This window comes from Haloprofundus halobius (assembly GCF_020097835.1).
In the GTDB taxonomy this organism is placed as follows: domain Archaea; phylum Halobacteriota; class Halobacteria; order Halobacteriales; family Haloferacaceae; genus Haloprofundus; species Haloprofundus halobius.
Genome location: NZ_CP083666.1, coordinates 3,134,464 through 3,160,984 on the forward strand (window position 1 = coordinate 3,134,464; position 26,521 = coordinate 3,160,984).

The 26,521-nt window shown below is 66.7% G+C and carries 31 protein-coding genes; 21 read left to right on the forward strand and 10 right to left on the reverse strand.

The genetic code is table 11. The features are described 5' to 3' along the window. Window positions 1-29: 29 nt before the first annotated feature. From LAQ74_RS16455 to LAQ74_RS20410, 3 genes are all read left to right on the forward strand, one after another. On the forward strand, window positions 30-266 hold the full coding sequence (locus tag LAQ74_RS16455) for a hypothetical protein (protein WP_224337306.1): 237 nt from the start codon (window positions 30-32) through the stop codon (window positions 264-266). After that, window positions 266-571, forward strand: a complete 306-nt coding sequence (locus LAQ74_RS16460) for a hypothetical protein (protein ID WP_224333644.1) — start codon at window positions 266-268, stop codon at window positions 569-571. The genes LAQ74_RS16455 and LAQ74_RS16460 overlap by 1 nt, the downstream gene beginning before the upstream one ends. Window positions 572-747: 176 nt before the next feature. Beyond that, window positions 748-873 (forward strand): hypothetical protein, encoded by a 126-nt coding sequence (locus LAQ74_RS20410; protein WP_255647706.1) that lies wholly within the window; start codon window positions 748-750, stop codon window positions 871-873. 149 nt (window positions 874-1,022) lie between these two features. Here LAQ74_RS20410 and LAQ74_RS16465 read toward each other — a convergent pair whose 3' ends face one another. Next, window positions 1,023-2,039: an NOG1 family protein gene (locus LAQ74_RS16465; RefSeq protein WP_224333645.1), complete on the reverse strand. Its 1,017-nt coding sequence runs from the start codon at window positions 2,037-2,039 to the stop codon at window positions 1,023-1,025. A gap of 159 nt (window positions 2,040-2,198) precedes the next feature. On the opposite strand from LAQ74_RS16465, the gene LAQ74_RS16470 reads away from it, so the two are divergent. Beyond that, complete coding sequence (locus tag LAQ74_RS16470) at window positions 2,199-2,561, forward strand: DUF5518 domain-containing protein (protein WP_224333646.1); 363 nt, start codon at window positions 2,199-2,201, stop codon at window positions 2,559-2,561. Window positions 2,562-2,646: 85 nt separating this feature from the next. Further along, a complete protein-coding gene (locus tag LAQ74_RS16475; RefSeq protein WP_224333647.1) occupies window positions 2,647-3,051 on the forward strand; it encodes a DUF5518 domain-containing protein in 405 nt (134 codons plus the stop codon). Window positions 3,052-3,114: 63 nt separating this feature from the next. Here the strand turns inward: LAQ74_RS16475 and LAQ74_RS16480 are convergent, their stop codons facing one another. Then, the gene (locus LAQ74_RS16480; protein WP_224333648.1) at window positions 3,115-3,618 is read right to left on the reverse strand and encodes a DUF367 family protein; all 504 of its coding nucleotides are present in this window, start codon (window positions 3,616-3,618) and stop codon (window positions 3,115-3,117) included. A gap of 249 nt (window positions 3,619-3,867) precedes the next feature. Between LAQ74_RS16480 and LAQ74_RS16485 the strand changes: the two genes are divergently transcribed. Next, complete coding sequence (locus LAQ74_RS16485) at window positions 3,868-4,206, forward strand: nuclear transport factor 2 family protein (protein ID WP_224333649.1); 339 nt, start codon at window positions 3,868-3,870, stop codon at window positions 4,204-4,206. A 7-nt stretch (window positions 4,207-4,213) separates the two neighbouring features. Here the strand turns inward: LAQ74_RS16485 and serS are convergent, their stop codons facing one another. After that, entirely contained in the window at window positions 4,214-5,596 is a 1,383-nt protein-coding gene (gene serS, locus LAQ74_RS16490) for a serine--tRNA ligase (RefSeq protein WP_224333650.1), read from the reverse strand. Between the two features lie 167 nt (window positions 5,597-5,763). Between serS and LAQ74_RS16495 the strand changes: the two genes are divergently transcribed. The 4 genes from LAQ74_RS16495 to LAQ74_RS16510 all read left to right on the forward strand — a co-directional run bounded on the left by LAQ74_RS16495 (window position 5,764) and on the right by LAQ74_RS16510 (window position 11,529). Then, window positions 5,764-6,681 carry an MBL fold metallo-hydrolase gene (locus LAQ74_RS16495; RefSeq protein WP_224333651.1) on the forward strand — a complete coding sequence of 306 codons (918 nt, stop codon included), beginning with the start codon at window positions 5,764-5,766 and terminating at the stop codon, window positions 6,679-6,681. Window positions 6,682-6,804: 123 nt separating this feature from the next. Beyond that, on the forward strand, window positions 6,805-8,778 hold the full coding sequence (locus tag LAQ74_RS16500; protein ID WP_224333652.1) for an AMP-dependent synthetase/ligase: 1,974 nt from the start codon (window positions 6,805-6,807) through the stop codon (window positions 8,776-8,778). A 192-nt stretch (window positions 8,779-8,970) separates the two neighbouring features. Continuing rightward, complete coding sequence (locus LAQ74_RS16505; protein ID WP_224333653.1) at window positions 8,971-10,839, forward strand: cation:proton antiporter domain-containing protein; 1,869 nt, start codon at window positions 8,971-8,973, stop codon at window positions 10,837-10,839. Between the two features lie 39 nt (window positions 10,840-10,878). Next, window positions 10,879-11,529, forward strand: coding sequence for a cyclase family protein (locus LAQ74_RS16510; protein WP_224333654.1), 651 nt, complete (start codon window positions 10,879-10,881; stop codon window positions 11,527-11,529). Window positions 11,530-11,690: 161 nt separating this feature from the next. On the opposite strand, the gene LAQ74_RS16515 is transcribed toward LAQ74_RS16510, so the two are convergent. The 3 genes from LAQ74_RS16515 to LAQ74_RS16525 form a co-directional block, all read right to left on the reverse strand. After that, window positions 11,691-12,329 (reverse strand): hypothetical protein, encoded by a 639-nt coding sequence (locus LAQ74_RS16515; protein WP_224333655.1) that lies wholly within the window; start codon window positions 12,327-12,329, stop codon window positions 11,691-11,693. A gap of 118 nt (window positions 12,330-12,447) precedes the next feature. After that, complete coding sequence (locus LAQ74_RS16520; protein ID WP_224333656.1) at window positions 12,448-13,086, reverse strand: hypothetical protein; 639 nt, start codon at window positions 13,084-13,086, stop codon at window positions 12,448-12,450. A gap of 299 nt (window positions 13,087-13,385) precedes the next feature. After that, complete coding sequence (locus LAQ74_RS16525; protein ID WP_224333657.1) at window positions 13,386-14,519, reverse strand: thiolase family protein; 1,134 nt, start codon at window positions 14,517-14,519, stop codon at window positions 13,386-13,388. Window positions 14,520-14,772: 253 nt separating this feature from the next. Between LAQ74_RS16525 and LAQ74_RS16530 the strand changes: the two genes are divergently transcribed. Then, window positions 14,773-16,185 carry an ATP-binding protein gene (locus LAQ74_RS16530; protein WP_224333658.1) on the forward strand — a complete coding sequence of 471 codons (1,413 nt, stop codon included), beginning with the start codon at window positions 14,773-14,775 and terminating at the stop codon, window positions 16,183-16,185. Then, window positions 16,185-17,009 (forward strand): MBL fold metallo-hydrolase, encoded by an 825-nt coding sequence (locus LAQ74_RS16535; protein WP_224333659.1) that lies wholly within the window; start codon window positions 16,185-16,187, stop codon window positions 17,007-17,009. Before LAQ74_RS16530 ends, LAQ74_RS16535 begins: the two co-directional genes overlap by 1 nt. A gap of 3 nt (window positions 17,010-17,012) precedes the next feature. Here the strand turns inward: LAQ74_RS16535 and LAQ74_RS16540 are convergent, their stop codons facing one another. Continuing rightward, entirely contained in the window at window positions 17,013-17,975 is a 963-nt protein-coding gene (locus LAQ74_RS16540; protein WP_224333660.1) for a DUF5787 family protein, read from the reverse strand. A gap of 185 nt (window positions 17,976-18,160) precedes the next feature. Here LAQ74_RS16540 and LAQ74_RS16545 point away from each other — a divergent pair, with 185 nt between their 5' ends. The 8 genes from LAQ74_RS16545 to LAQ74_RS16580 all read left to right on the forward strand — a co-directional run bounded on the left by LAQ74_RS16545 (window position 18,161) and on the right by LAQ74_RS16580 (window position 23,488). Then, the gene (locus LAQ74_RS16545; RefSeq protein WP_224333661.1) at window positions 18,161-19,390 is read left to right on the forward strand and encodes a translation initiation factor IF-2 subunit gamma; all 1,230 of its coding nucleotides are present in this window, start codon (window positions 18,161-18,163) and stop codon (window positions 19,388-19,390) included. Between the two features lie 18 nt (window positions 19,391-19,408). Next, window positions 19,409-19,783, forward strand: a complete 375-nt coding sequence (locus LAQ74_RS16550; RefSeq protein ID WP_224337308.1) for a PIN domain-containing protein — start codon at window positions 19,409-19,411, stop codon at window positions 19,781-19,783. 1 nt (window position 19,784) lies between these two features. After that, entirely contained in the window at window positions 19,785-20,357 is a 573-nt protein-coding gene (locus LAQ74_RS16555) for a DNA-directed RNA polymerase (protein ID WP_224333662.1), read from the forward strand. Continuing rightward, entirely contained in the window at window positions 20,357-20,554 is a 198-nt protein-coding gene (gene spt4, locus LAQ74_RS16560; RefSeq protein WP_058582015.1) for a transcription elongation factor subunit Spt4, read from the forward strand. Before LAQ74_RS16555 ends, spt4 begins: the two co-directional genes overlap by 1 nt. A gap of 7 nt (window positions 20,555-20,561) precedes the next feature. Then, the gene (locus LAQ74_RS16565; protein ID WP_224333663.1) at window positions 20,562-21,092 is read left to right on the forward strand and encodes a GTP-dependent dephospho-CoA kinase family protein; all 531 of its coding nucleotides are present in this window, start codon (window positions 20,562-20,564) and stop codon (window positions 21,090-21,092) included. Window positions 21,093-21,182: 90 nt separating this feature from the next. Beyond that, the gene (locus LAQ74_RS16570; RefSeq protein WP_224333664.1) at window positions 21,183-21,494 is read left to right on the forward strand and encodes a 30S ribosomal protein S24e; all 312 of its coding nucleotides are present in this window, start codon (window positions 21,183-21,185) and stop codon (window positions 21,492-21,494) included. Between the two features lie 23 nt (window positions 21,495-21,517). Next, a complete protein-coding gene (locus LAQ74_RS16575) occupies window positions 21,518-23,128 on the forward strand; it encodes a bifunctional N(6)-L-threonylcarbamoyladenine synthase/serine/threonine protein kinase (RefSeq protein ID WP_425498541.1) in 1,611 nt (536 codons plus the stop codon). Between the two features lie 84 nt (window positions 23,129-23,212). Continuing rightward, a complete protein-coding gene (locus LAQ74_RS16580) occupies window positions 23,213-23,488 on the forward strand; it encodes a DUF5808 domain-containing protein (protein WP_224333666.1) in 276 nt (91 codons plus the stop codon). Window positions 23,489-23,544: 56 nt separating this feature from the next. On the opposite strand, the gene LAQ74_RS16585 is transcribed toward LAQ74_RS16580, so the two are convergent. After that, complete coding sequence (locus LAQ74_RS16585; protein WP_224333667.1) at window positions 23,545-23,796, reverse strand: DUF7999 family protein; 252 nt, start codon at window positions 23,794-23,796, stop codon at window positions 23,545-23,547. A gap of 200 nt (window positions 23,797-23,996) precedes the next feature. Between LAQ74_RS16585 and LAQ74_RS16590 the strand changes: the two genes are divergently transcribed. After that, on the forward strand, window positions 23,997-24,623 hold the full coding sequence (locus tag LAQ74_RS16590; protein WP_224333668.1) for a non-canonical purine NTP pyrophosphatase: 627 nt from the start codon (window positions 23,997-23,999) through the stop codon (window positions 24,621-24,623). Between the two features lie 168 nt (window positions 24,624-24,791). Here the strand turns inward: LAQ74_RS16590 and LAQ74_RS16595 are convergent, their stop codons facing one another. Together LAQ74_RS16595 and LAQ74_RS16600 are read right to left on the reverse strand one after the other, a co-directional pair. Continuing rightward, complete coding sequence (locus LAQ74_RS16595; RefSeq protein WP_224333669.1) at window positions 24,792-25,289, reverse strand: DUF7384 family protein; 498 nt, start codon at window positions 25,287-25,289, stop codon at window positions 24,792-24,794. 122 nt (window positions 25,290-25,411) lie between these two features. Beyond that, a complete protein-coding gene (locus LAQ74_RS16600) occupies window positions 25,412-26,515 on the reverse strand; it encodes a putative sulfate/molybdate transporter (RefSeq protein WP_224333670.1) in 1,104 nt (367 codons plus the stop codon). Window positions 26,516-26,521 lie beyond the last annotated feature (6 nt).

Here is a 26,521-nt window from a genome sequence, read left to right on the forward strand (position 1 = left end):
CTCTTGTTCCGACGGCGACATCCGATCGTCTGCCCCGCGACACGCTCGTTTCGTGGCGGACGTTCGCTCTCTTCGTGCTGCTCCCGCCGGCCGCAATCGCAGCTATTGTCTTCTTTCCGGTGACACTTTTGGTCCCGTTCTGGCTGTACTACCGCGGCAAACTCCGAGCGAAGGCCGACTCTGCCCTCTCGGAGCGGTGCTACTGCCAGCCGCCCTGGGGGGTCGCGAGCCACGTTTTAACTGGCAGGCGGCCGACCCATCCGTGATGTCAGAGAACCCCATCGGGACGGTGGCGGACCGGAACCGACTCGTCGAACTCCGCGCCGAAGAGACCGACGATGGGCGGGCGTTCCTCGTCGACGAGGCGGTCACCGGGTCGGCCGTCTCGCGCGTCTCTCTCGTCGACGCGCTCGATGCCGACGCGGCGACCGTCGACGCCGCTCGCCGGGTCCATCGACGACAGGCCGAGCGACTGCTCCGGACAGGAGCGGTCGACGACGCCGACGACGCCGACGAGGAGGCGCTCGAAGAGCCGTACGAGGCCGTGGTTCTCCGGCGAGAGATCGACTGATCCGGCCTCGCTGGAAACCGGTACTCGGTGACGGGTTCCGTAGTCGGCGGGCGGTTTCAACGGTCTCGCTGAAGAGAGGGCGCGTCTCTCGCGCCGAGCGCTCCCCCGCTCTCGGAGAGTGGGAGTTACTGCTCCCGCCAGACCTAAGTGTGACACGCACTAACACAGGGTGCAGTATGCACTCGCCCATCATCCGCACGGACAAATCGGCGTTTGACCGGGTACGAGATGCAATCCTCAATCGCGGCGACTCGGAGGAGAACGAGAAGCCGACGGGACCCGGCACGCCGCTGCCGGGATAGCCGCCGGCAGAAGGTAGTCGCCCGAACACTACTCACCCACTACCGCTTTTTCGACGACGGACAGAGAACCGCCGAACGTCCGTCGAACCCAGCCTCCGTATCTAACCCTCTCGACTGTCGAGATTTCCGACGGAGTCACCGATCTCCCGCTACTCGCGCCGCGACGGCGGGATGTCCGGTTCGAAGCCGACGGCGTCGACGGCCATGTCGAGCACGTCGTCGACGCCCTCGCTCTCGGTGACGCTCATGTAAGCGTCGGCGTCGACGTCCGTCGAGCGGTCGCTCTTGTTGCAGACGGTGAGCACGGGGACGTCGAAGCGCCGTTGCAGTTCGTCTCTCAGTTCGAGTTGTGCGTCGAGCGGGTAGCCGCAGTCGCCGCTGGCGTCGACGACGAACAGCACGGCGTCGGCGAGATGTTCGAGCGCACTAACCGCCTGCCGCTCGATGTCGTTTCGCTCGGCTTCGGGACGGTCCAGGAGACCGGGCGTGTCGATGATCTGGTAGCGGATGCGGTTGCGCTCGAAGTGACCCAACTGCACGCCCTTCGTCGTGAAAGGGTAGGAAGCGATCTCGTTGCTCGCGCGCGTCACGGTGTTGACGAACGACGACTTGCCGACGTTCGGGTAGCCCGCGACGACGATGGCCGGTTCGTCGGGGCGCACGTCCGGGAGATTCTTCAGCGCGTCGCGCGCCTCGCTGACGCGCAGCAGGTCGTCTTCGACCTGCTCGATTATGTCGGCCATCCGCGCGAACGCCTGCTTTCGGTGTTTTCGCGCCGTGTCGGTGTTACTGCGGCGGAGTTTCGAGATATACTCGCGGTGCAGTTCCTTGATCTGGCGGCCGGCCCACGTGAGGTTGGCGAGGCTCTGGCGCAGCGTGTCGACGCCGCCGTCGCCTTCGAGTTCGTCGTTCTTCGAGGCGAACGTACCCTGTCGACGGAGCACGGCGTCGGCAAGTTCGTAGTAGAAGGGGTCGACCGTCTCGAAGTCCGGCCACGCCGTCACGACGTTCTGGACGTTGTCCGAGAGGATGTTCGCCGCCGTCTGGAGCATCGACTCCTGGGCCTCCAAACCTGTCTTGGCCCGTCCGGCCCGCGCCGCCCGCGAGAACGCCTTGTCGATGAGTTCCTCCGACCGGGGTGTCGTCGGAAGATTCTCGAAAATCATGCTTCGCTCTTGACGACGAGCGTACTAAAGGGCGTTCGTTCGTGTTGCCCGTGTGCCGACGTTTCACGGGAGCGTTCGACTCACCGTCTCCGAACGCCGCGCAACCGAACCCGACGAATCGGCACGACGCTTTTCCCCTCGGACGCGCTACGCTCTCCTATGACTGACTGGCGCGCGGTCGGTGTCGGCTTCGTCGTCCTCCTCGTCGTCGGCGCCGTCGGCCTCTCGGTACCGATAGTCGGACAGATTGGCGCGGGCCTCATCGGCGGGTTCGCCGCGGGCTACCTCGCGGGCGGGAGTCTCGGCCGCGGCGCGTGGCACGGCCTCGTCGCGGGCTCGATTTCTGGCATCGTCCTCACCGTCTTCGTCGCGCTGCTCGGCGGACTGCTCGGCTTCGCCGGTGGTCCCCTCGGAGGTCTCGTCGCCGGCGGCGGCATCCTCGTCGTCGGCGCGGTTATCACCCTCCTCTTCGCCATCGACAGCGCGCTCGCCGGTGCGGTCGGCGCGTGGGCGAAGGGCTGAACTGCGGCCCGTATCTCCGTTTTTCGGAGTGTCCGTCGAACCGTCAGACGAGTTCAAGATTCTACGTCGCGTTCTCTCTTCTGCTATGGCAGAGTTGAACTGGCGCGCAATCGCCATCGGGTTCGTCGTCACGCTCGTACTCGGACTGCTCAGCGGCAACGCGATTCCGCTGACCGACCTCACGCTCCCCGTCATCGGCTGGGGCGTGACGGGCGTCCTCGGCGGACTCGCCGCCGGGTACGTCGCGGGTCACGGAATGGGTAACGGAGCCGTCAACGGTATCGTCGCGACCACCATCGGCGCGATACTCGTGTACGCGGTGCTGGCGGTACTGGGGACCGTGCTCCTCGGCTTCGTCGGCCTCTCGTTCGCGCTCGTCGCCCTCCTGTTCCTCGGCCTCTACGCCATCCCCGGCGCGGTCGGCGGCGCAGTCGGCGCGATGCTGAAGCGTTCGTCGCCCGCCGACCGGACGCAGCCGGCCGGTCGCTGACGACCCGTAGAGACGACTTTTCGGTATTTTCGATTTCTTCCGATACTCCCGTCCGACGGCCGCTCACTCCCTATCGAGATACTCGCCCTGCACTTCGACGACTTCGGTCGAATCCGAACACGCCGCGTAGCGTCGCAACGGTTCCTCGTTGAGTTCCAGAAACGTGTGCCCCCACGTGAACTTCGAGAGAATCTCCTCGGCGTAGTCGTCGTAACCGAAGATACAGAGCGCCGCCGCCATCGCCTCGACGGTCGTGAGTTCCATCGGACGGCCGAAGTTCACCGGATTTCCGGCGACGAGAAACGGTAACGCGCGGTGGATGCCGCCGAGAGTGAACATCGCGCGCTCGGCAGACTCCCACGAGCAGTCGAGCGCGACGAGTCCACGGTCGGCCGCCCGCTGTTCGTCGGCGGGCGACAGCGCCTGGTCTGCGTGCGGGTTGAGGATGACGCCGCGGGGTGCGGCCCGGTCGGTGCGATGTAACTCCGCGAGGTCGAATCGGGCGAGTTTCCTCGCCGTACACTTGGTCGGGTCGTCGTCGCCCTCGTACCGGACGTGAAGCTCCACACCGGAGATGGACGACCCCTGAAGAAAAGCACCTCGTTCGTCGGCCGACCGTCGACCGGCGAGTCGACTCCACGACAACCAACTGCGAGCGTTTATGAACGATGACGGAACCACCTCGCTCCGTGATCTGACGACTCGACGCGCGCCGGTCGAGGCGGGAGCGCGAGCAACCGGCGCGCGACACAGGTAACGAGGACGCTCGCCTGTTCGCCAAAACCATCATACGGAACCACCACGGAGTGACGGTACATGGACCACGTCGCCGTCGTCCGCACGTACTACTCGGCGCTCGACGAGCACGACTACTCGGCGCTCTCGGATCTCCTCGCGCCGACGTTCGTTCACGACCGCCCCGACCGCACGCTCGACGGCCGCGAGGCGTTCGTCTCCTTCATGCGCGACGACCGGCCGAACAAGCGGACGTGCCACGAACTCGACGAGGTGTACGAGAACGGCGACGGTTCGGAGCTCGTCGTCCGCGGTCGCCTCCTCGACGCCGACGGCGAGCGACTGTTCGACTTCGTCGACGTGCATCGGTTCGAAGACGGCGTCGTCGCCGAACTCCGGACGTTCGCGAGAGAGAGCTAAGCGGCTCTCAGTCCTTCTTGCCGGCACCGACGGCGCTCTCGCCGACCGGTTCGTGGCCTTCGATGACCTCTCGGCCACCCATGTACGGGCGAAGGGCTTCAGGAACCGTGACGGTTCCGTCGTCGTTCTGGTAGTACTCCAGCAGCGCGACCATCACGCGCCCGACGGCCGTCCCCGACGCGTTGAGCGTGTGGAGGTACTCCGCCGACTCGTGGCGCTCGGGGCGGTATCGAAGTCCGGCGCGGCGCGCCTGGAACTCCTCGAAGTTCGACGCCGACGACACTTCGAGCCACCGGCCACCGCGCTCGGGGCCGTCGTCGCTCTCGGTGCCTGGTGCCCACACCTCGATGTCGTACGTCTTCGCCGACGCGAACGTGAGGTCGCCGGTGCAGAGCGTCAGCACGCGGTACGGGAGGCCGAGCCGTTTCAGCACTTCCTCGGCCTCCTCAACCAGCGCGTCGAGGCGGTCGTAACTCTCCTCGGGTTCGACGAAGTTGACGAGTTCGACCTTATTGAACTGGTGGACGCGGACGATACCTCGGGTTTCGGTCCCGTGCTCGCCCGCCTCGCGCCGGAAGTTCGGCGTGTACGCCTGGTGCTTGAGGGGCAGGTCGTCCTTCAGCAGAATCTCGTCGGCGTACATGTTCGTCACCGGCACTTCCGCGGTGGGACAGAGCCACAGGTCGTCATCGTCGTAGTCTTCGGTCTCGCTGCCGCCGATGCGGTAGGCGTCCTCGGCGAACTTCGGCAACTGGCCGGTGCCGACCATCGACGTGCTCTTGACCGGAATCGGTGGGAACAAGTCGACGTACCCCTGTTCGCGGTGGACGTCGAGGAAGAACTGGACGAGCGCGTGCTCGAGCATCGCACCCTCGCCTTTAAGAAAGTAAAAGCCCGCCCCCGTCGTCTTCGCGGCGCGCTGCTCGTCGATGATGTCGAGTTCCTCGCCGAGTTCGTAGTGCGGCGTCACCTCATCGGGTAACTCGCGCAGGTCGTCGAAGCCCCAGCGGCGCTCCTCGACGTTGTCGCTCTCGTCGTCGCCGACGGGGACGTCCTCGTGGGGGACGTTCGGCAGTTCGAGCAGCGCCTCCTGCAGTTCGGCTTCGAGTTCGTCGGCGCGCGCTTCGACCGTCTGGAGTTCCTCCTTCAGCTCCTGCGAGCGGGCGATGGCCTCGTCGGCCTCGTCGTCTTTGCCCTCGGCTTTCAGTTGCCCGATCTTGCTCGACACCTGATTGCGCTCGTGCCGCAGGTCGTCACCCTCGCTCTTGAGCGAGCGCCACTCCTCGTCGACGGCGAGGATTCGATCGAGGTCCACGTCGTCCATCCCTCGCTGGTCGAGGGCGGTCCGGACCTCCTCGGCGTGTTCCCGGAGGTACTGTCTGCTGAGCATTTGTGCGAGATTCAGTCGGCCCCGGCAAAACCGTGTCGCATCCGTGTGCCGTCGTCTCATCGTCGGTCTCGCGTCGTCGTCTCATCGTCGCGCCCGCCGGCCATCACTACGCGCCCGTCGCCTATCACCGTCCGAACGCTTTTCTCCGCCGCGGACGCCAACGGTACATGGCAATCGGCGACGTCGCTCCAGTTCCCGGTATCGAGGACACGTACTACGTCGACACCGGCATGTACGACACCGAGGCGTACGGGTCGGTCTACCTCGTCGACGCCGACCGACCCGCGGTGATCGACACCGGCATCGGCACCCACTACGAGTACATCCTCGACGCGATGGACGAGGTGGGAATCGACCCCGAGGCGGTGGCGTACATCCTCCCGACGCACGTCCACCTCGACCACGCCGGCGGTGCGGGCTTTCTCGCCGAGGCGTGTCCGAACGCGACGGTGCTCTGTCACGACATCGGCGTCCGCCACCTCGTCGACCCCTCGCGACTCGTCGAGGGGACGAAAGCCGCCGTCGAGGACCAGTGGGAGTTCTACGCCGAACCGGAACCCGTCCCCGAAGACCGCATCGACGGGCTGGTGGGTGGCGACGAGATTGACCTCGGTGACCGAACGCTCGACGTGATTCACGCGCCGGGACACGCCCCCCATCAGGTGATGTTCCACGACCGCGCGTCGGACGCACTCTACACCGGCGACGCCGCCGGGATCTGGATACCGAGCGAGAACAAGATCCGCCAGACGTCGCCGCCGTCGCAGTTCGACCTCGAACGGTGCCTCGAAGACGTCAACGTCATCGTCGAACGCGACCCCGAGGTGCTGTGTTTCGGCCACTTCGGCCCCTGCGAGTTCAGCGAGGAACTGATGAGCGAGTACAAGCGCATCCTCGTCGAGTGGGTCGAAGCGGTCCGCCGTCGACGCGGGGTGCTCGACGACGACGAGGCGGTCATCGACCACTTCGTCGAACACACCGACATGGCCGACACCTGGGGCGAACGCAAAGCGACAGCCGAGGAGCGACTGAATGTCCGCGGCGTGCTGGGGTATCTCGACTACCGCGACGGTCAGCGCGAGTAGCACCGACAGCGCTCACGGCTGATTCTCCGCGTTAGATTCCGTTCGATCGCGTGCAACGCACGCCCCGTTGTCGTGTTCGGAACCGTACATTCTTTTAAATGTGGAAGACCGTATCTGCGTGGTATGGAATGGCGCGACGCGGAAGCGGCGTACGACAGCGAGGTCATCGGTCGAACGACGCTCCCCGTGATGTTCGAAGAGAGCGCCGAACGCAACGCCAACCGCATCGCACAGCGGTACAAGGGCGGCATCTACGACCGGTCGCTCGCGCCGGACGTGGTGCCGGCGGCGTCGGCCGACGAGTACGGCGAGGTCAGCTACGCCGAGATGCGCGACGTCGTCCGCAATCTCGCTGCCGGGTTCCGCGACCTTGGCCTCGAAACGGGCGACCGGGTCGGCATCCTCTGTCACACCCGGATGGAGTGGGCGCAGACCGACTTCGCGGTTCTCGCCGCCGGCGGCGTCGTCACCACCGTCTACACCTCGTCCTCGGAGCAGCAAGTGAGGTATCTGCTCGACGACCCCGACGCCTCTGGCGTCGTCGTCGAGAACGCCGAGTTGCTCCGGAAGGTGCTCGCCGTCGAAGACGACCTCGACCTGGAGTTCATCGTCGTCGTCGACGACCTCGCCGACGGCAGCGGGATGGGCGGAGCGCTCCGCGACCGCGACGATATCCTCACGCTCGGCGACCTCCACGACCGGGGTGCGAACCGCTTCGACGAATCCGAGTATCGGTCGTGGCTCGACGCCCGCGACCCCGACGACCTGGCGAGTCTCATCTACACCTCCGGAACGACCGGCCAACCGAAGGGCGTCCAACTCACCCACCGGAACTTCCGCTCGAACGTCAACCAGTGTTACCGACGCTTCGGTCCCCGCCGCGACAAAGGTGACCTGCCGGTCATCGACCACCAGTCAACGACGCTGTCGTTCCTGCCGCTGGCGCACGTGTTCGAGCGCCTCGCCGGGCACTTCCTGATGTTCGCGGCGGGTGCCACGGTGGCGTATGCGGAGAGTCCCGACACGCTCCGCGAGGACTTCCAACTCGTTCGCCCGACCGTGGGGACGAGCGTCCCCCGCGTCTACGAGAAACTGTACGACACGATTCGGACGCAAGCCTCGGAGTCGTCCGTCAAAGAGCGCATCTTCGAGTGGGCGACCGGCGTCGGCCGCGAGTATCACACGACCGAGAATCCGGGGACGCTGCTGACGGCGAAACACCGCATCGCCGACAGACTCGTCTTCGAGCAGGTACGGGAGGCGCTCGGCGGTCGAATCGACTTCTTCATCAGCGGCGGCGGCAGTCTCTCGGCGGAACTCTGCGCGCTGTACCACGGGATGGGACTGCCCATCCTCGAAGGCTACGGCCTGACCGAGACATCGCCCGTCGTCGCCGTCAACCCGCCCGAGGAGCCGAAAATCGGGACCATCGGTCCGGCCGTCCACGGCGTCGAGGTTCGCGTCGACGACACCGTCGTCGGCAGGGAGACGCGCGAGTCGGTCGCCGGCGACGTAGGCGAACTGCTCGTGAAGGGTCCGAACGTCACGCAGGGGTACTGGAACCGCCCCGAGGAGATCGAAGCGGCGTTCGACGAAGGGGGTTGGTTCCGCACCGGCGACGTGGTCGAGATTCGACCGAACGGCTACATTGCCTTCCGCGAACGCGCCAAGCAGATTCTGGTGCTTTCGACGGGGAAGAACGTCGCCCCCGGACCCATCGAAGACGTCTTCGCCTCCAGCGCGCTCGTCGAGCAGTGTCTGGTGCTCGGCGACGGCCAGAAGTTCGTCAGCGCGCTCGTCGTCCCGAACTTCGACGGCGTCCGCGAGTGGGCGAGGCGCGAGGGAATCGACCTGCCCGAGGACCCGAGAGCCATCTGCCGAGACGACCGCGTGTACGAGCGCGTCGAGGACGAGGTCGAGACCGCAAACGAACAGTTCGAGTCCTACGAGCGAATCAAAAAGTTCCGCCTCGTCCCCGAGGAGTTCACCGAGAACAACGACCTCATGACGCCGACGATGAAGAAGAAACGCCGCAACATTCTCGACCGATACGCCGACGAGGTCGACCTGTTGTACGAACCGCAGGCGGCGAACTGACCGGGAGTCGCCGACCGTCTGGAGTCCGAAGCCGACGACTCGGTCGCCGTCGACGCGTTCGCCGGAAGCGACCGTACGTGACCGGTGATGCCGTGCTTTCACCGGGAACCGGCGCCTCGTGTCTAAGATACTCCGGAACGGGTGCCATTATAATCCTCCCGGGCGTCGTCGAAATCACATGGAGGACCGCTAATGGCCGCCGGAGGTGGGGGTAATCTCCTCCTGCTCGTCGCCACCATCATCGGCGTTGGTGTCGTCGCACAGGTGCTCTCGGACCGATTCCGTATCCCGAGTGTCCTCTTTCTCATCGCCGGTGGAATCGTCATGGGACCGATACTGGGCGTCATCACCCCCGACTCGTTCGGGAACGCGCTGTCGGCCATCGTCGGTCTCTCCGTGGCGATCATCGTCTTCGAGGGGGCGTTTCATCTCCACGTCGACAAACTCCGTGAGGCGCCGGCAGCGGCGCTTAGATTGGTGACCGTCGGGGCGGTGCTCGCGCTGGTCGCGACGGCCGCCGCCGTTCACTACCTGCTGCAGACGGGGTGGGCCATCGCCTTCCTCGTCGGGTCGCTGCTCGTCGCCACCGGTCCAACCGTCATCAGCCCGATTCTCGAAGTCGTCCCCACGCGTAGCCGCGTCGAAGCGGCGTTGGAGACCGAGGGTATCGTCAACGACGTGACGGCGGCCATCCTGGCGGTCGTCATCTTCGAGGCCATCGTCTCCGGCATCTCCGGCCCCACGGAGTTGGTTCAGCACTTCACAGAGCGACTCGGTATCGGTCTCCTCGTCGGCGCCGTCGTCGCCGGCGTGCTGTACTACGCGCTCCGCTACGTCGACCTCTCGCCGGGGAACGCGCCCAAAAACGCTCGTCTGTTGGTGCTGGCGGGCGCACTCGTCGCCTACGGGACGGCCGACACCATCGCGACGGAGGCCGGGGTCGCCGCCGTCGCGACGGCGGGTGTCCTCCTCGGCAACGCAGACATCCCGTACGAAGACGAGATACTCGACTTCAAGGGCGACATCACGCTCGTCGTCCTCTCGTTCGTCTTCATCACGCTGGCGGCGCTTTTGGACTTCGATACGCTCCGAGAGTTGGGGGCGCGAGGTGCGCTCGTCGTCGCGCTCATCGCGCTCGTCATCAGGCCGGCGCTGGTGTTTCTCTCGACCGTCGGCGACCGGTTCACCCGCAACGAGAAACTGTTCATGAGCTTCGTCGCGCCGCGCGGTATCATCCCCGCCGCCGTCGCGACGCTGTTCGCCATCGAACTCCGCGCGATGGGGATGACCGCTGCGGCGAACACGCTCGTCGGAACCGTCTTCCTCGTCATCCTCGCGACCGTCGTCTTCGAGGGCGGATTCGCCCGACAGATCGCCCAACGCCTCGATGTGATTCCAATGCGTATACTCGTCATCGGGGGCGGTAAGGTGGGCCGGACGCTCGCCGAACGCCTCCAAGCCCGTGGTGAGGACGTCGTACTGATCGAGAACGACCCCGAAATCGTCGAAATCGCCCGCAACGAGGGGTTCACCGTCCACGCGGGCGACGCCACCGACACGCAGGTGCTCGCCGACGCCGGGGCGGTGAACGCGAAGGTCGTCGTCGCGGCCACCGGCGACGACGACGTGAACCTGCTCGTCACCCAACTGGCCGAGTCGAAGTTCGACCCCGAGACCGTCATCGCCCGTGCGAACGACCCTGACAACGCCCGCGCGTTCCAGGAGTTGGGAGTCGAGGCCATCTCGTCGACGGTCGCGACCGCCCAGTCCATCGACGACTACATCGAGCGACCCGCGCTGTCGACCTGGATGGACGAACTCGGCGAGAGCGGCGACGTCCAGGAAATCGCGGTGACCGCCGCCGACCTCGTCGGCAAGGAGATCGGGGACCTCGGCACCAGCCTCCCCGACGGCTGTCTCGTCGCGCTCGTCTCTCACGATGGGGAGACCGAGGTTCCATCGGCGAACTACACGCTGCGCGAGGGCGACCGCATCACGCTCCTCGGCCGACAGGACGCGGTTCGCGAAGCGATGGAGTACGTCCACCCCGAAGAGCGGTAGCGAGTGCGATTCTTGAGTGTCGACTCCGAATCGGCGGGTATGGAGGACCTCTCACACCCGCTCTTGGATGCGACGCCCGTCTACCCCGGTGACCCATCGGTCCGACTCGACCCGCACGCGACGCACGCCGCCGACGGGTACCGGGTCACCGACCTCCGACTCGGAACACACGCCGGAACGCACGTCGACGCGCCGTCGCACGTGCTCGAAGACGGCGACCCGCTCTCGGCGTTTCCCGTCTCGCGCTTCCGACTCGACGCGCGAGTCGTCGACCTCCGACCGCTCGACGCCGGAGCGACGGTGTCGCCTGCGGCGCTCGACGCGGCCGACCCGCACCCCGACTGCGACGCTCTCGTCCTCCGAACCGGGTGGGACAGCTACTGGGGGACAGACGAATACTACGAACATCCGTCGCTCTCGCCCGACGCGGCGGCGTGGTGTGCCGACCGGGGCTACGACGTAGCGCTCGACTGTGCCAGCCCCGACCCGTTCGACAGTGCGGAGCTCCCGGCGCACCGGGCGTTGCTCGGCGCGGACCGACTGCTCTTCGAGAACCTCCGTCTCTGCCGCGCCGACCTCCCCGACCGGTTCCGCCTCCACGCGTACCCGCTCTCGTTCGTCGGCGTCGACGGTGCTCCCGTGCGCGCCGTCGCGGAGCCGAAATCGTTCGATTCGGACTCGTCACGCTGAGGTCGACGAACACGTACTGTAAGGCGACGACTGAGACGCCGCGTTCGACTCCGTCGTCGTCGGCCGCGACGCTCGACGAGTACTCCGAGGGTCGAAGTCGGAACGTCGACGGAGCGTCCGAGAGAGTCGGATCCCCGCTCGACGACTGCGGGGTCGCGCCGCTATCGGTTTCCGGACCGTCGGCCGAGCGCGTAGAGCGCAGCACCGAAGCCGACGAGCCCCGCTCCGATTCCGGCGACCGCCGCGACTGCGTCGCGCGCGTCCGACCCTGTCGCCGGCGCACCCCGAGTCGCTGTCCGGGTCGTGGGGGCGAGGTTCGCCCGCGCGCGCTCCGGTTGCTCGACGCGCTCGGTGCCGACTCGTTCGAGCGTCAACCGGGCGTCGTCGCCGTCGCGTCGCTGGCGGGTGACGACGAACAGCGATCCCGCGTCGGGTACCGCCGGCGCGTCGACGAGCAGGTCGACCGTCGCGGTCCGCGTCCCGCTCTCGGTGTTGTCGACGACGAGGGCCTCGTACCGTCGACCCCCCGCATCGTCCGCGAGTCGTCGACCGCGCTCGTCGGTCTCGATGTCGACGCCGCGCTCGTCGGCGGCGAGATACAACAACAGGCCGGTGAGGTCGTCGCGCTCGAGCGTCGTCGCGGCCGTCGTCACCGCGGTCAGCGTCGTCGCCTCCCGCCGCCCGTCGACCGACTCCACGAACGTCGGCCCGACCGTCGTCGTCCCCGACCCCGATGCCGCGGCACGAATCAGCCGCCGTCGAGTCACGCCTTCGCCCACAGCCCCGTGTGCCTCCGACATACTGGTTGTGTGAAGAGAACTCACCCACCCCTATAAGCAGTAGCACGTCTCTCACTACGGGCGAACGTCGATTCGGGGCTCGCACGGATTCGAAACTCGCACCGACTCGGAACCTGCGCTACTCGTCGCTGCCGCCGAGGCGGCGAAACAGCAGCGCCGCGCTCCCGACTCCTGTCACTCCTGCGAGCGGGCCGAACCCCGGGGCGGTCGTGTCAGTCGCCTCGTCGGTCGCTTCGTCGTCCGCAGGGCTCTCCTCTCCCGTGGTGTCGCCGCCTCCCGTTCCGTTCGAGACCTCGATGGGACTGCCGCCGACGGACTCCATCGAGAGCTCGACCAGCGGACCGTCGCAGGACTGCTGTCTGTTGACGACGTAGAGGTTGCCGACGTCTATCTCGTCGGTCCCTTCGAGGGTGTACAGCAGCGTCTCCTCGCTCGGGTGGTCCTCGGTCGTGCGGTCGATGAGGCGGGCGACGTAGACGAGGGGCTCGTCGTCGCTCTCGAAGAACGCACAGCTGTCGAGTCTGTCGGCGGTCTGGTCGTCCGAGACGCTCCGGACGTGGACGAACAGCCCGGTGTAGTCGTCCTCGTCGCTGAACGAGGGGGCGTTGTCGGAGATCGCCGCGGTCACCGTCACCTGCGCCGACCCGACCGAAGCGGACGCGCCTAACGAGGTGAGGCCGAGCGCGCCGACACCGGCGGCACGCAACAGTTCTCGTCGGCTCGTTGCAGTACGCTCTATCTGCTCTTTCCGACTCATCTCTACACGATACATCAACGCCCAGTTGCAAAAGCCTCGGGCCTGTCACGGGACTGTCGGCTCGCATCCTGCCGTTTCGGGCGACTCCGAGTCACCCGAGGAACTGGGCCGTTCGCCCTCGCGGCTCTACCGCGAGAACTCGATGGCCGTGCCCTGCCACGACGACCTTTTGCCCTGCGCTCCCTCGCTGGCGCTCGGTCGCTCGGCAAAAGCTCGACCAAAAGCCGTCGTCGGGTCCTCCCGTCCGGTCGGACCCTCCTCGGCCCGCGTCCGCTCGCTGTCGCTTCGCTCCCGCGGTTCTACCGCGAGAACTCGATGGCCGCGCCCTGTCCGAAGCCGACGCAGAGCGTCGCCAATCCGCGGTCGACGTCGCGTCGAATCATCTCGTGGACGAGCGCGACGGGCAGGCGCGCGCCGCTGGCACCGAGCGGGTGACCGAGCGCGATTGCGCCGCCGTTGACGTTGTACTTCTCCTCGTCGATGCCGAGTTCGCCGCGGGCGTAGACGGCCTGCGAGGCGAACGCCTCGTTCAGTTCCACGAGGTCGTAGTCGTCGATGGAGCGCCCGTTCCGTTCGAGGAGGTTCCGCGTCGCCGGGACCGGGCCGATACCCATCACCGTCGGGTCGACGCCCGCGACGGCGTTGGTGCCGATTTCGGCCATGATATCGAGGCCGTGGTCCTCGGCGAACTCGCGGCTGGTGACGAGCGTCGCCGCCGCGCCGTCCGAAATCTGCGAGGAGTTGCCCGCCGTCACGGTGCCGTCGCCGGTGAACGCCGGCGACAGCCCCGCAAGCGTCTCCAGCGACGTGTCGCGGCGGATGCCCTCGTCCTCCTCGACGACGCCATCCTCCGTTTCGATGGGGACGATCTGGTCGTCGAAGTAGCCCTCGTCGGTCGCCGCCGCGGCGCGTTCGTGGCTACGGAGCGCGTACTCGTCCTGCTCCTCCCGACTGACGCCGTACTTCTCGGCGACCTTTTCGGCGGTCATCCCCATCTGGAGCTGGAAGACGTTGTAGCGCTCGGAGAGTTCGGGGTGGAGATGCTGATAGGAGTCGCCGTCCATCGGCACGCGCGACATGTTCTCGACGCCGCCGGCGACGATGACGTCGCGGTTGCCCGCGGCGACGGCGTCGCTCGCGCTTATGACCGCCTGCATCGAGGAAGCGCACCAGCGGTTGATGGTCGTCGCGGGCGTCCCCTCGCCGAGTTCCGATAGCAGCGCGATGACGCGCGAGACGTTGTTGTCCTGCTCGCCGCGCTGCTGGGCGACGCCCCACATCAGGTCGTCGACGTCGTCGCCGGAGAGCCCCGTCTCGTCGAGAATCGTATCGATGAGCGGAATCGATAGGTCCTCGCTGCGGACGTCCTCGAAGACGCCGCCGCCCTTGCCTTGTGCGGTCCGCCGCGCGGCCGCGATGACTGGTGTTGGCATACCTGACCCTCCGGGGTCTATCCTGATAAACGTGGGAGAACCCGGGGTCGGAGAAATCGAGTTTATCGAGAGTCGCCTGTCCCGTCGCCGTCGTCGTCCGGTTTCGGCCGTTCGGTTCGGCCGTCGACGGCGAACAGCTCCTCGGCGACGTCGGCGGAGGCGTGGTCGCGGACCGATAGTTGGCGTGGTTCACGAGGCCGACGCTGGCGCGGGTTCGACGGTATTAAGACTCTCTGGCAGCTAATTCTCGGGGATGAGTAGCCCGGCTCTCGAAGTCGTCGAATTCCTCCTCACGGCCCACATCTACACGGAAAACCGGGAGTTGGACGAGAACGACCTCCCGCCACGCTACCGACGCGTGTTCTGGGCCGAGCGCGACGGCGACGCACCCGACACCGCCTCCGACGAGGTGGAACCGCTCGGTGGCGTCGAACGCCCGCTCTCGGTGACCGAGACCGACGCCCGGACGGCCACCGGCGTCGAACACCCGTGGGAGGCCATCTCGGACCTGTTGTTCACCGACCGGACGGAGTTCTCCGGCACGCTCTCGTTCACCCAACCGGAGATGGCGCTGGAGTGGTACCTCACGCGCGCCGACCGCGACCGTCTCGTGACGAACCCGACTATCGCCTTCGCCGCCGAGGACCGCGAAGACGTCGACGTCACCCGCGAGGAGGCCAGAGACCAGAACCGACCCATCCACGCCGACCGCGTCTGGATAGACAGCCTGCTGGAGGCGTACTTCGACACCGACGACGAGGAGGGCGACGCCGAGATGCTCGACCTCGTCCACGTCCGCGCGCCCGAGGAGATCGAGATGACGCTCGACGACCTCGTGCTCACCGGCGACCAGGAGGGCGAGATCGGCAAGATCGTCAAGGCCATCGAACACCGCGACTACCTCGCCGAGATCGGCCTGCGCGAGATCGGCAAACTGCTGTTCGTCGGTCCGCCCGGAACCGGGAAGACGACCGTCTCCCGCGCGCTCGCGCACGAACTCGGCCTCCCGTTCGTCGAGGTCAAACTCTCGATGATCACCTCGCAGTATCTCGGTGAGACGGCCAAGAACGTCGAGAAGACGTTCGAGGTGGCGAAGCGGCTCTCGCCGTGTATTCTCTTCATCGACGAGTTCGACTCGGTGGCCAAAACTCGCCGCAGCGACGAGCACGCGGCGCTGAAACGTGCGGTCAACACCCTACTGAAGAGCATCGACGACATCTCGCTCATCCGCGACGACGTGTTGCTCATCGGGGCGACGAACCACCCCGACCAGCTCGACGCGGCGGCGTGGCGGCGCTTCGACGAGATCGTCAACTTCCCCAAACCCGATCGGCAGATGCGCGCGGACATCCTCCGCGTCATCACTCAGCGGATGGAGATCGCCGAGTTCGACCCCGAGTCGGTCGCCGACCGGACCGAGGGCCTCACCGGCAGCGACCTCCGGATGGTGCTCCGCGAGGCGGTGCTGGAGGCGCTCACGGAGGAGCGGATGTCGCTCACGCAGACGGACATCCTCGACGCCGTCGAGGACTTCGAAGAGCGGGACAACCTGAAGAACATGGACATGATGGACGACTCCGACTCGCTCATCGCGGGCAACGGCGAGTCGGCCGACGGCTCAGACCACAGCCACGACCACGACCACGCGCACGACCACCAGCACTGATGCGCGTCACGCTCCTCGGAACCGGCGACACGACGGGGACGCCCACCGTCGGCTGCGACTGCGAGACCTGCCGGACGGCGCGCGAACGCGGCGTCGAGCGCTCGCGGTTCTCGGTTCACGTGGAGAACGAACGCACTGGCGAGTCGCTGCTCGTCGACGCCAGCCCCGACTTCCGGAGCCAGTTTCTCGACCACGACGTGCCGCTGCCGGACGCGGTGGTCGTCACCCACATCCACTTTGACCACCTCGACGGCCTCGGCAACGCCTACCGCATCTTCGACGATTTGCCCGTTTACGCCGCCGACGAGACGGACCCCCAGACGGGTGAGAGCGTCGCCGACACGATTCGCTCGAAGTACCACTACCTCGACCGAATCAGCGTCCACGACGCAGCGCCGTTCGAGTCGTTTCGCGTCTGTGGATTCGACGTGACGTTCGTCCCCGTCGACCATCCGCCGCTTCTCTGCTACGGCCTCGCCGTCTCCGACCCCCGGACGGGCACGAAGCTCTCGCTGTCGGGCGATACGAGCTACGACGTCTCCGAGGACTCGCGGGCGACGCTCGCGGACCCGGACCTGTTTCTCGCCGACGCAATCGTTCCGGCGACGCTCTGCGAACACCACCCGGCGGGCGGCCGCCACCACGACAGCGAGGGCGTCCCGCGGACGTTCGGCCACAAACACATGACCCGCGAGGGGGCGCTCTCGATGGCCGAGGAGTTGAACGCGAAAGAGACCCGCTTGGTCCACACCTCGCACTTCTACCCCACGGACGAGGCGTTCGAGGAGCCGTTGGCGGTTGACGGCGAGCAGTACGTGTTGTAGCTCTCACCCGAACTGGTCCAACCCGCTCTGTCGCCGCACGACACCCGCGGGTTCTCGAACCCACGGCGAGCGTTCGGCGCGGATCGCGTCCAACTCCTGTTTTGAACCGTCGCCCGCCTCGAACTCCGGACACGACTCGCCGCAGTCGCTTCCGGGGTCGACGACGGAGCCGAAGTGCTCGCAGTACGGGCGACCGTCGTCGGTCGGGTTCATCCGGGCACACGGCGGAAGTGCGTAGTTCCGCCATCCCTTGCCGTAGGCACGTTCGGCGATGCGCCGCCGCTTTCGTCGCTTCCCGTTCGCGCCGACGACGGCGATGTCGGTCCGAAGCGGACGTTCGTCGAGCAGTTCGATTCCCGAACGGCTGATCGGCAACGTGGTCGCCTCGCGGACGACTTCCCGCTCGCCCGTCTCGGGGTCGAAGCGCCAGACGCCGACCTCCTCGGGGATGCGGTTCAGGTGCGCGCGCGTGACGTAACTCTCGGTGGCGAGCACCACCTCGTCGAACAGCGCGAGACTCACGTCAGTTCTGAGTTGGCGTTCGAGGTCTCCCGGTCGCCCGAGGTCGGGCTTGTTCTCGACGCCGACCAGACGGGCGAACCAGCTCTCGGGGTAGCGCGTCGTCCGACGGACGTATCGGCGACTGCCGCGGCGCTCGGCCTCGAAGAACCCGAGTTCGACGGCGCGGTCGGTGACGCGGCGAGCCACGTCGGGGTGGCAGTCGAAGGCGTCCTTCCAGTACGTCGCACAGCCGACGCCCACGTCGCTCTCGATCGCCAGCGCAGGGATGGAGTGCGGCGTGATTCGCGTCCGTGTCTCGAACGCGAGACCGGGTTCGACGAGGACGGTATCGACGATTCGGCTGCCGGGCGAGGCGACGGCCGCGCCGAGTTGGCGGGCGACGAGCGAGTCCGTCGTCTCTTCGAGATGCGCACAGAGGGCCAACTCGAAGCCGAACTCCTGCACGGACGGAGAAAGGTGACGGGCGAGCAAAAGCGGACTGGTCGGCCACGCCCTCGGGTTGGTCGACCTGTTTCGAGAGCCGCTCCACGCAGGTTGTTCACACGTCACGAACCCTCAGTCGCGGTGAGAACAGCAACTTTATCACTCGCACGGGGCGAATCTTTCGCAAGATTGCTCTTAGGAGGTCAATGGTGACGAAAACACAACAACCGGAGGTGAACATCGGACTCGTCGGCCACGTCGACCACGGGAAAACCACGCTGGTGCAGGCGCTCAGCGGCTCGTGGACCGACCAGCACTCGGAGGAGATGAAGCGCGGTATCTCAATCCGACTGGGTTACGCCGACGCGACGTTCCGACGCTGTCCGGGTATGGACGAACCGGAGTGTTACACGGTCGAAGAGGAGTGCGAGAACGGCGAACCGAGCGAACCGATTCGCACGGTGTCGTTCGTCGACGCACCCGGCCACGAGACGCTGATGGCGACGATGCTCTCGGGCGCGGCGCTGATGGACGGGGCGGTGCTCGTCGTGAGCGCCACCGAGGACGTGCCGCAGGCGCAGACCGAAGAACACCTGATGGCGCTCGATATCATCGGCATCGAGAACATCGTTATCGCACAGAACAAGATCGACCTCGTCGACCGCGACCGCGCCGTCGAGAACTACGAACAGATAACGGAGTTCGTCGAGGGCACCGTCGCCGAGGACGCGCCGATCGTGCCGGTGAGCGCCCAGCAGGGCGTCAACCTCGACCTGCTCATTAACGCCATCGAGGACGAGATTCCGACGCCCGAGCGCTCGTCGAGCGACGACGCGCGGATGTTCGTCGCGCGCAGCTTCGACATCAACCGACCGGGGACGACGTGGGAGAACCTCTCCGGCGGCGTCGTCGGCGGCAGCCTCGTCGACGGGACGCTCAGCGTCGACGACGAGATCGAACTGCGCCCCGGCCGGGAAGTCGAAGAGGGCGGTCAGTCCGAATGGCAGCCCATCACGACGACGGTCCGGTCGCTGCAGGCGGGCAGCCAGATGCTCGACACCGCGACGCCCGGCGGCCTGCTCGGCGTCGGCACCGGTCTCGACCCGAGTCTCACGAAGGGTGACGCGCTGGCCGGCCAGGTCGCCGGAACGCCCGGCACCCTCCCGCCGACCCGCGACGCGTTCGAGATGGAGGTCGACCTCCTCGAACGCGTCGTCGGTGGTGACGACGAAATCGACGAGATTTCGACGGGCGAACCGCTGATGCTGACCGTCGGCACCGCGACCACCGTCGGGGCCGTCACGAGCGCCCGCGAAGGCGAGTGCGAAGTGTCGCTGAAGCGCCCCGTCTGTGCAGCGACGGGCGCGAAGATAGCCATCAACCGCCGCGTCGGCGCGCGCTGGCGACTCATCGGCATCGGAACGCTCGTCGAATAACGGATGGTCGTCGTCGCCATGGACACCAACGCGCTCATGATGCCCGTCGAACTCGACGTCCGCGTCTTCGACGAACTCGACCGGCTGTTCGGTCTGGGGACCGTCGAACTCGTGGCCCCCGAGGCCGTCGTCGCCGAGTTGGAGAAGCTCTCGGCGGGCAACGGCAAGGAGAGCGTCGCGGCGAGCGTGGGTGCGGATTTGGCGGCCGACCGCTGTCAGCAAGTCGAGACCGAGGCGACGTACGCCGACGACGCGCTGGTCGAACTCGGCGCGCGCGGCGACTGTGAGTACGTCGTCACGAACGACCAACCCCTGCGCGACCGCCTGCTCGAACGCGGCGTTCGAGTAATCGGTTTAAGGGGTCGGAACACACTGTGTATCACAGAACCATAACATGTACAAGAGGGTACGACTCAAGGACACGGTCGAGGTGCCCCCGCGGCACCTCGCAGACGTGACGCCCGAACGGGTGAAGCGTCTGCTACAGGACAAGTTGGAAGGACGGATGGACGAGGACGTGGGTAGCGTCGTCAGCATCGTCGAGGTGCAGGAAATCGGCGACGGCTCGGTGCTCCCGAACCGCCCCGGCGTCTACTACGAGGCGGAGTTCGACGCGATAACGTACGACCCGCACATGCAGGAAGTCGTCGACGGCATCGTCGTCGAAGTCGTCGAGTTCGGCGCCTTCGTCGGTATCGGCCCCGTCGACGGACTGCTGCACGTCTCGCAGATCTCGGACGAGTATCTCGCCTACGACGGCGAGAACCAGCAGTTGGCGTCGACCGAGTCGTCGGACACGCTCGGCGTTGGCGACTCGGTGCGCGTCCGCATCGTCACCAAGAGCATCGACGAGCGCAACCCGCGCGACTCGAAGATCGGTCTCACGGCCAAACAGCCCGGACTCGGCAAACACGGTTGGCTCCAGGCCGAGCGAGAGGAACGACAGGCCACGACGGAGGGTAACTGATGGCGAAACCCCGCCTCGCCTGCCGCGAGTGCCACTACATCAACGAACCGGACTCACAGAGCTGTGACCACTGCGGGTCGTCGAGCCTCACCGAAGACTGGGCGGGGTACGTCGTCGTCACCCACCCCGAAGAGAGCGAAATCGCTCGCGAGATGAACGTCGACGAACCCGGCGGCTACGCGCTGAAGGTCCGGTGACGCGCTGATGCTTCGGCTCCCCGACGACCTCCGGGGAGCGTTCAAGGAGCCGCTGGGCCCCGTCTACACCGACACCGAGCGGCTGCTCTCCGAAACGGAGGGGCCGATTATCGCCGTCGGCGACGTCGTCACTTACCACCTCCGAACCGCCGACCGCGACCCCGACGTGGCCGTCGTCGACGGCAAAACCAAGCGAGAGGCCGTCGGCGACGGGATTCGCCGCGTCCTCTCGGGCGACAACCCGCGCATCGAAGTCGAGAACCCGGCGGCCACCTTGTCTCGGGAGCTGCTCGCGGCGCTCCGCGACGCCGTCGCGCGCGACGAGAACACCGTCGTCGTCGTCACCGAGGGCGAGGAGGACTTGGCGACGCTTCCAGCTATCTTGGTCGCGCCCGTGGGTTCGCTCGTCGTCTACGGCCAGCCCGACGAGGGGATGGTCGGTGTAGCCGTCACTCCGGAAGCGAAAGCGGAGGCACGCGAGTTGATGGCGCAGTTCGAAGGTGACACCGAGGCGGGGTTCGAGACGCTCGGCGTCTGAACCTTCTCTCCGCTCTCGCAGTCGACGACCGCTCCCCGCCCCTTCGAAATCCTTTTACTTGCTTCGAAGGGATTTATGAGCAACTGAACTATGGAAATCGAAATCATCGACGAGGAGGAGAACCCGATGTTGCACCGGACGGACGTACGATTCACGATGACGCACGACGAGGCAACGCCCTCGCGTCTCTCGGTCCGCGACAGCCTCGCGGCGAAACTCGACAAGGACTCCGACGAAGTCGTCATCCACGAACTCGACACGAAGTTCGGCATGCGCAAAAGCGCCGGCTACGCGAAAGTGTACGAGAGCCCCGAGTTCGCCCGCGATGTCGAGCAGGAGTACATGCTCGAACGCAACAAGATCACCGCAGAGGACGGCGACGCGGAAGCCGAAGAAGCGTAATTCGAGACGTGCGCGTTCTGGGTATCGAAGGGACGGCGTGGGCCGCGAGCGCTGCGCTGCACGATACCGAACGCGACTCGACTGTTATCGAATCCGACCCGTACGAACCCGATAGCGGCGGCATTCACCCGCGCGAGGCGGCCGAGCACATGAGCGAGGCCATCCCGCGCGTCGTCGAGACCGTTCTGGAGCGCGCCGCCGAGACGAGCAAGGGTAGCGGCCCGCCCGTCGACGCCGTCGCCTTCTCCCGCGGCCCCGGCCTCGGTCCGTGTCTCCGCATCGTCGGGACCGCCGCCAGAGCGCTCGCCGGTGCGCTCGACGTCCCGCTGGTCGGCGTCAACCACATGGTCGCGCACCTCGAAATCGGCCGGCACCAGTCCGGGTTCGACTCCCCGGTGTGTCTCAACGCGTCGGGAGCCAACGCGCATCTGTTGGGCTACCACAACGGTCGCTATCGCGTGCTGGGCGAGACGATGGACACCGGCGTCGGTAACGCTATCGACAAGTTCACTCGACATATTGGCTGGACCCACCCCGGCGGGCCGAAGGTCGAAAAAGCGGCCGCAGACGGCGAGTACATCGACCTCCCGTACACGGTGAAGGGGATGGACTTCTCCTTCTCGGGCATCATGAGCGCCGCCAAGCAGGCCGCGGACGACGGCGAGACGGTCGAGGACATCTGCTTCTCCTTGCAGGAACACGTCTTCGGCATGCTCACCGAGGTGGCCGAACGCGCGCTCTCGCTCACGGGGACCGACGAACTCGTCTTGGGTGGTGGGGTCGGCCAGAATCAGCGTCTCAGGGAGATGCTGGCGTCGATGTGCGACGAGCGCGGCGCGAAGTTCTACGCGCCCGACCCGCGCTTCCTCCGGGACAACGCCGGGATGATAGCCGTGCTGGGCGCGACGATGTACGCCGCGGGCGACACCGTCGAAATCGGAGATTCGGCGATAGACCCGAACTTCCGCCCCGACCAGGTACCCGTGACGTGGCGCGGCGAGGCGGAGTCCGTCGCACGCGCCGTCGAGGCGGATACAGACGTGAAAGGAGCGGAGGCGACCGTCGAGTTCCGCGACGAGCGCGTCGTGAAGCGCCGTCTGCCGAAAGCGTACCGCCACCCCGAACTCGACGCACGCCTCCGTCGCGAGCGAACCGTGGCCGAAGCCCGCCTCACGAGCGAGGCGCGGCGTGCGGGCGTCCCGACGCCGCTGGTCCGCGACGTCGACGTACGCGAGGCGACTATCACGTTCCAACGCGTCGGCGAGGCGGACCTCGCGGCGACGCTCGACTCCGACGCCGTCACCGACGTGGGTCGCCACCTCGCGGCGCTGCACCGTGTCGGAATCGCCCACGGCGACCCGACGACGCGGAACGTCCGGGTCGACGAATCCACGGGTGAGGGCGACGCACGCGACGGAGGACGGACCTTCCTCATCGACTTCGGCCTCGGTTTCCACACCGGTCACGTCGAGGACCACGCGATGGACCTCCACGTGTTCGAGCAGAGCGTCGAGGGAACCGCCGGCGACCCCGAGCCGCTCGTGGAGGCGTTCGAGGCGGGGTACGCGGCAGTGGGCGACGACGAGGTACTCGCGCGGCTGCGTACTGTCGAATCACGCGGGCGGTATCGCTGAGCAGAGCGGTACCGCCGTCTTCCGGCTCGCACGCGCGACGACGCAGCCAAAAAGATTTATCACAGGCGGGCGTACCGTCCTGTCATGGCGGACAAACCCGAGACCGGCGAACTGTTCGGCGTCCCGTACAACTTCGAACGCCCGAGCGCCGGTCGGATGCTTTCCTCGTACTGGCAACCCGGTGACCGTATGCTGGTGAAGAAACCGTTCGGCGTGGGCTACACGCTCAACCTCGCCAACTGGCGCTCGTGGGTCGTGCTGCTGGTCGCGGCGGTGCTCCTGTTCCAGGAGCGCAAGAGTCGCGAGAAATCCGAGCACGAGGACGACGGTCCGGTCGAAGTCGTCGTCGACGACGACTGACCCGCGTTCCCTTCGATTTCCGTTCTCCGTTCTTCCCGACACCGTCCGTCGAGTCGTTACTGACGCGACGGAGCGAGCGCCGTCGCCCGCCAGACGTTGCCGCGCGTGCCGACCGGGCGCAGTTCCAGCGGAACCGACGTCCCCGCGGGCAGTTGCTGCAGCGTCGACTGCAGTTGCGACGTCTCGTACTCCGCGATGTGCCGTGTGGCGTTCGATTCGACCGCCTCGACGGTCATCGCGCCGTGCGCGTTCATCTCCTTCCTGACTGTCACCAACTCCGCAGCGTGCTGTTGCCGTGCCCCGGACATATCCGGCCTAACCAATCCTGGCGGCTTAAAACCTGATATTTTTCTTACGTTCTGACACCGAGAGCTATGTCGCTCTCATCCCACGACAAACAGTGTCGAGGTCTCTCAGACGGCGCGTTAGCACGGCTCCGGCTCGTCGTCACCCACCGCCGAGAGGCGGAGACCGACGACTCTTTGCGACGGGCGACCCCTCCTCGACTATGCTCCAGTACGTGACGACCAACGAGGGAAAAGTCGCGGAGGCGACGACGTATCTCGGCGAGTCGGTCGGGCAACTCGACTTCGATTACACGGAGATCCAAAGCGACGACCTCGGTGCCATCGCCGTCCACGGCGCGCGCGAGGCGTACCACCGCGCCGGTGGTCCCGTTCTCGTCGACGACGCGGGGCTGTTCGTCGACGCCCTGGGTGGGTTTCCGGGTCCGTACTCCTCGTACGTCGAGGACACCGTCGGCGTCGAGCGCGTCTGGCGACTCGCCGAAGCGGAGGAGAACCGAAAGGCGTCGTTCCGCTGCGTGCTCGCGTACTGCGACGGCGAGGGGTTTGCGGCCTCGCCGGACCCGGTGGACCGCGACGACCGGGTCGCTGCGGCGGCGACAGGTGCGGAGCGAGATACGGAAGAGACCGAACCGCTCCCCGTCAAACTGTTCGAGGGCGTCGTCCGCGGCCGCCTCGTCGCCCCGCGCGGCGAGGGCGGGTTCGGCTACGACCCCATCTTCGAGCACGACGGGACGACGATGGCCGAGATGAGTACCGAGGAGAAGAACGCCATCTCGCATCGGGGTCGGGCGCTGGCGAAGTTCGGGGAGTGGTACGCCGAGCGGTAGCGAAGCAAACCTCGGCGGGCGCGAAGCGTCCGACGTCGGTTCAAACGCGAACGAAGTGAGCGTTTGAATGCCGACGAAAGTGTTATTCTAAACACTCTCACTACGATTGCTCAGAACTCCCCGGACGTTTTCTATCACCACCTATCCAACTAGTCGAAACTCGACCGCCTACGCGCGAGGGTCGCGGTCCGCGCCGGGGTACTCCCCGCCGACGACTTCTCGATACAAGCTCTCGGCGTCGAACAGCGTCGCGAACGCCTTCGGGTGGCGGACGCTCAGCGCGACGCGCTTGCGCAGGGTCGCGCCCACCTGCGCCGTCTGCAGGCGCGGATCGAACGTCAGGAGGTGCATCGCGCCGCCGTGGTACGCCGACCCCAGCGCGGGGTGGTCGCCACCGGCGTGGTCGGTCGGTTCGCGCAGCGTCTCAATTCGCTCGCGCCAGTCGGCAGCGAGTTTCGAATCCGACAGCGAGGCGATGACCGCCTCCGCGTCGTCCAACAGCGCGTCGCTCGCGACGAGCGTCGTCCACGAGTGTTCTCGCAGGCAGTCGAGCGCCCGTCGGGCGTCGCCGCCGACGAGGAGGTCCGCCGCGAACACGTCGGCGTCGGCGACGACGCGCGCGGGAGACGCCTCCGGTCGGTCGGTCACCTCCGCGCGTTCAGTCATTCTCGCTCCGCCGTCGTTCGAGTACGTCGCGCACGTCGCGCTCTGTCACCTCGTACTCGGTCGCCCGCTCGAAGAGGTCCGCCCAGGTCATATCGAAACTTGGGGCGGCCACCACAAGACGCTTATCGGTCTGCGGTCCCCGCCGCGTCGAACGTCGAGGCGCCGAGCCACAACACGACGCCGACGACGAACGCGAGGCCGACGTTTGTCGCCACGCCGACGACACCCACGAGAACGGTCAGTACGAGCGACTCCGTCTGCAACGCGCTCTGGCCCAACTGCGCCGCGACGAGCACGAGGAGGACGCCCAGAAGCGCCATCGGGAACGCCAGAACGACGCTCGCGAACAGCGCGGCGACGACGTAGAGGACGCCGAGAACGACGTTCGCGCCGCCGGTCCGCGCGCCGAAGGCGTACTTTCCGGCGAGGCCGCCGCTGCCGTGACACATCGGCAGGCCGCCGAAGGGAACGGAGAGAAGCGTCATCGCGCCCATGCTCGTCGAGAGGTCGTCGGCGGAGACGTCGGCGTCGAAGAGGCCCGAGCAGAGCAGCGACGTGGCGACGGCGGCGTTGCCGACGGTCATCGCCAACTGCGCCGTCGCGCCCTCCACCGCGCCGAGCGTGAGCGCGGGAGCGCCGGCCGGGAAGACGTCGAAGGCGGGCATTGACGGGGTCGGGATACCCGTCGCCGCGGCCGCCAACACGGCGCCGACGCCGAGAACGACGAGCGTCGCCGCCCGCGGTCGGCCCGCCGCGGCGACGCCGAGCGTGAGCGCCACCGCCAGCGCCGCGAGCGCGAGATCGCCGAGGCCGAGTTCGACGCCGGTCTGTGCCAAGAGAAGCGCGACGGCGAGCTGGACGCCGCGAACCACCGGTTCGCCGACGTAGCGTTCGACCGACGAGATGGCGCTCGTCTGACCCGCGAGGAGGAGTACCGCGCCCGCGACGAGGCCGGCGGCGACGAGTTCGCCGTAGCTCATCGCCCCCGCGATGGCGAGCGCTGCGAGCGCCTTCATCGGTTCGACAGACAGCGGCAAGCCGTAGACGAGACCCCAGACGACCTGAAACAGCCCGAAGGCGACGAGAACGTGCGAAAGAGACATCGGCGTCAGCGCGCCGAGTGCGACGACGATAGGCAGGACCGTAACCGAATCTCCGAGCGCGCCGGTGAACTCTCCGACATCGAACCGAAGTGCTCGACCGTTCCGAACGTCCGCAAGTGCCATTGTCGG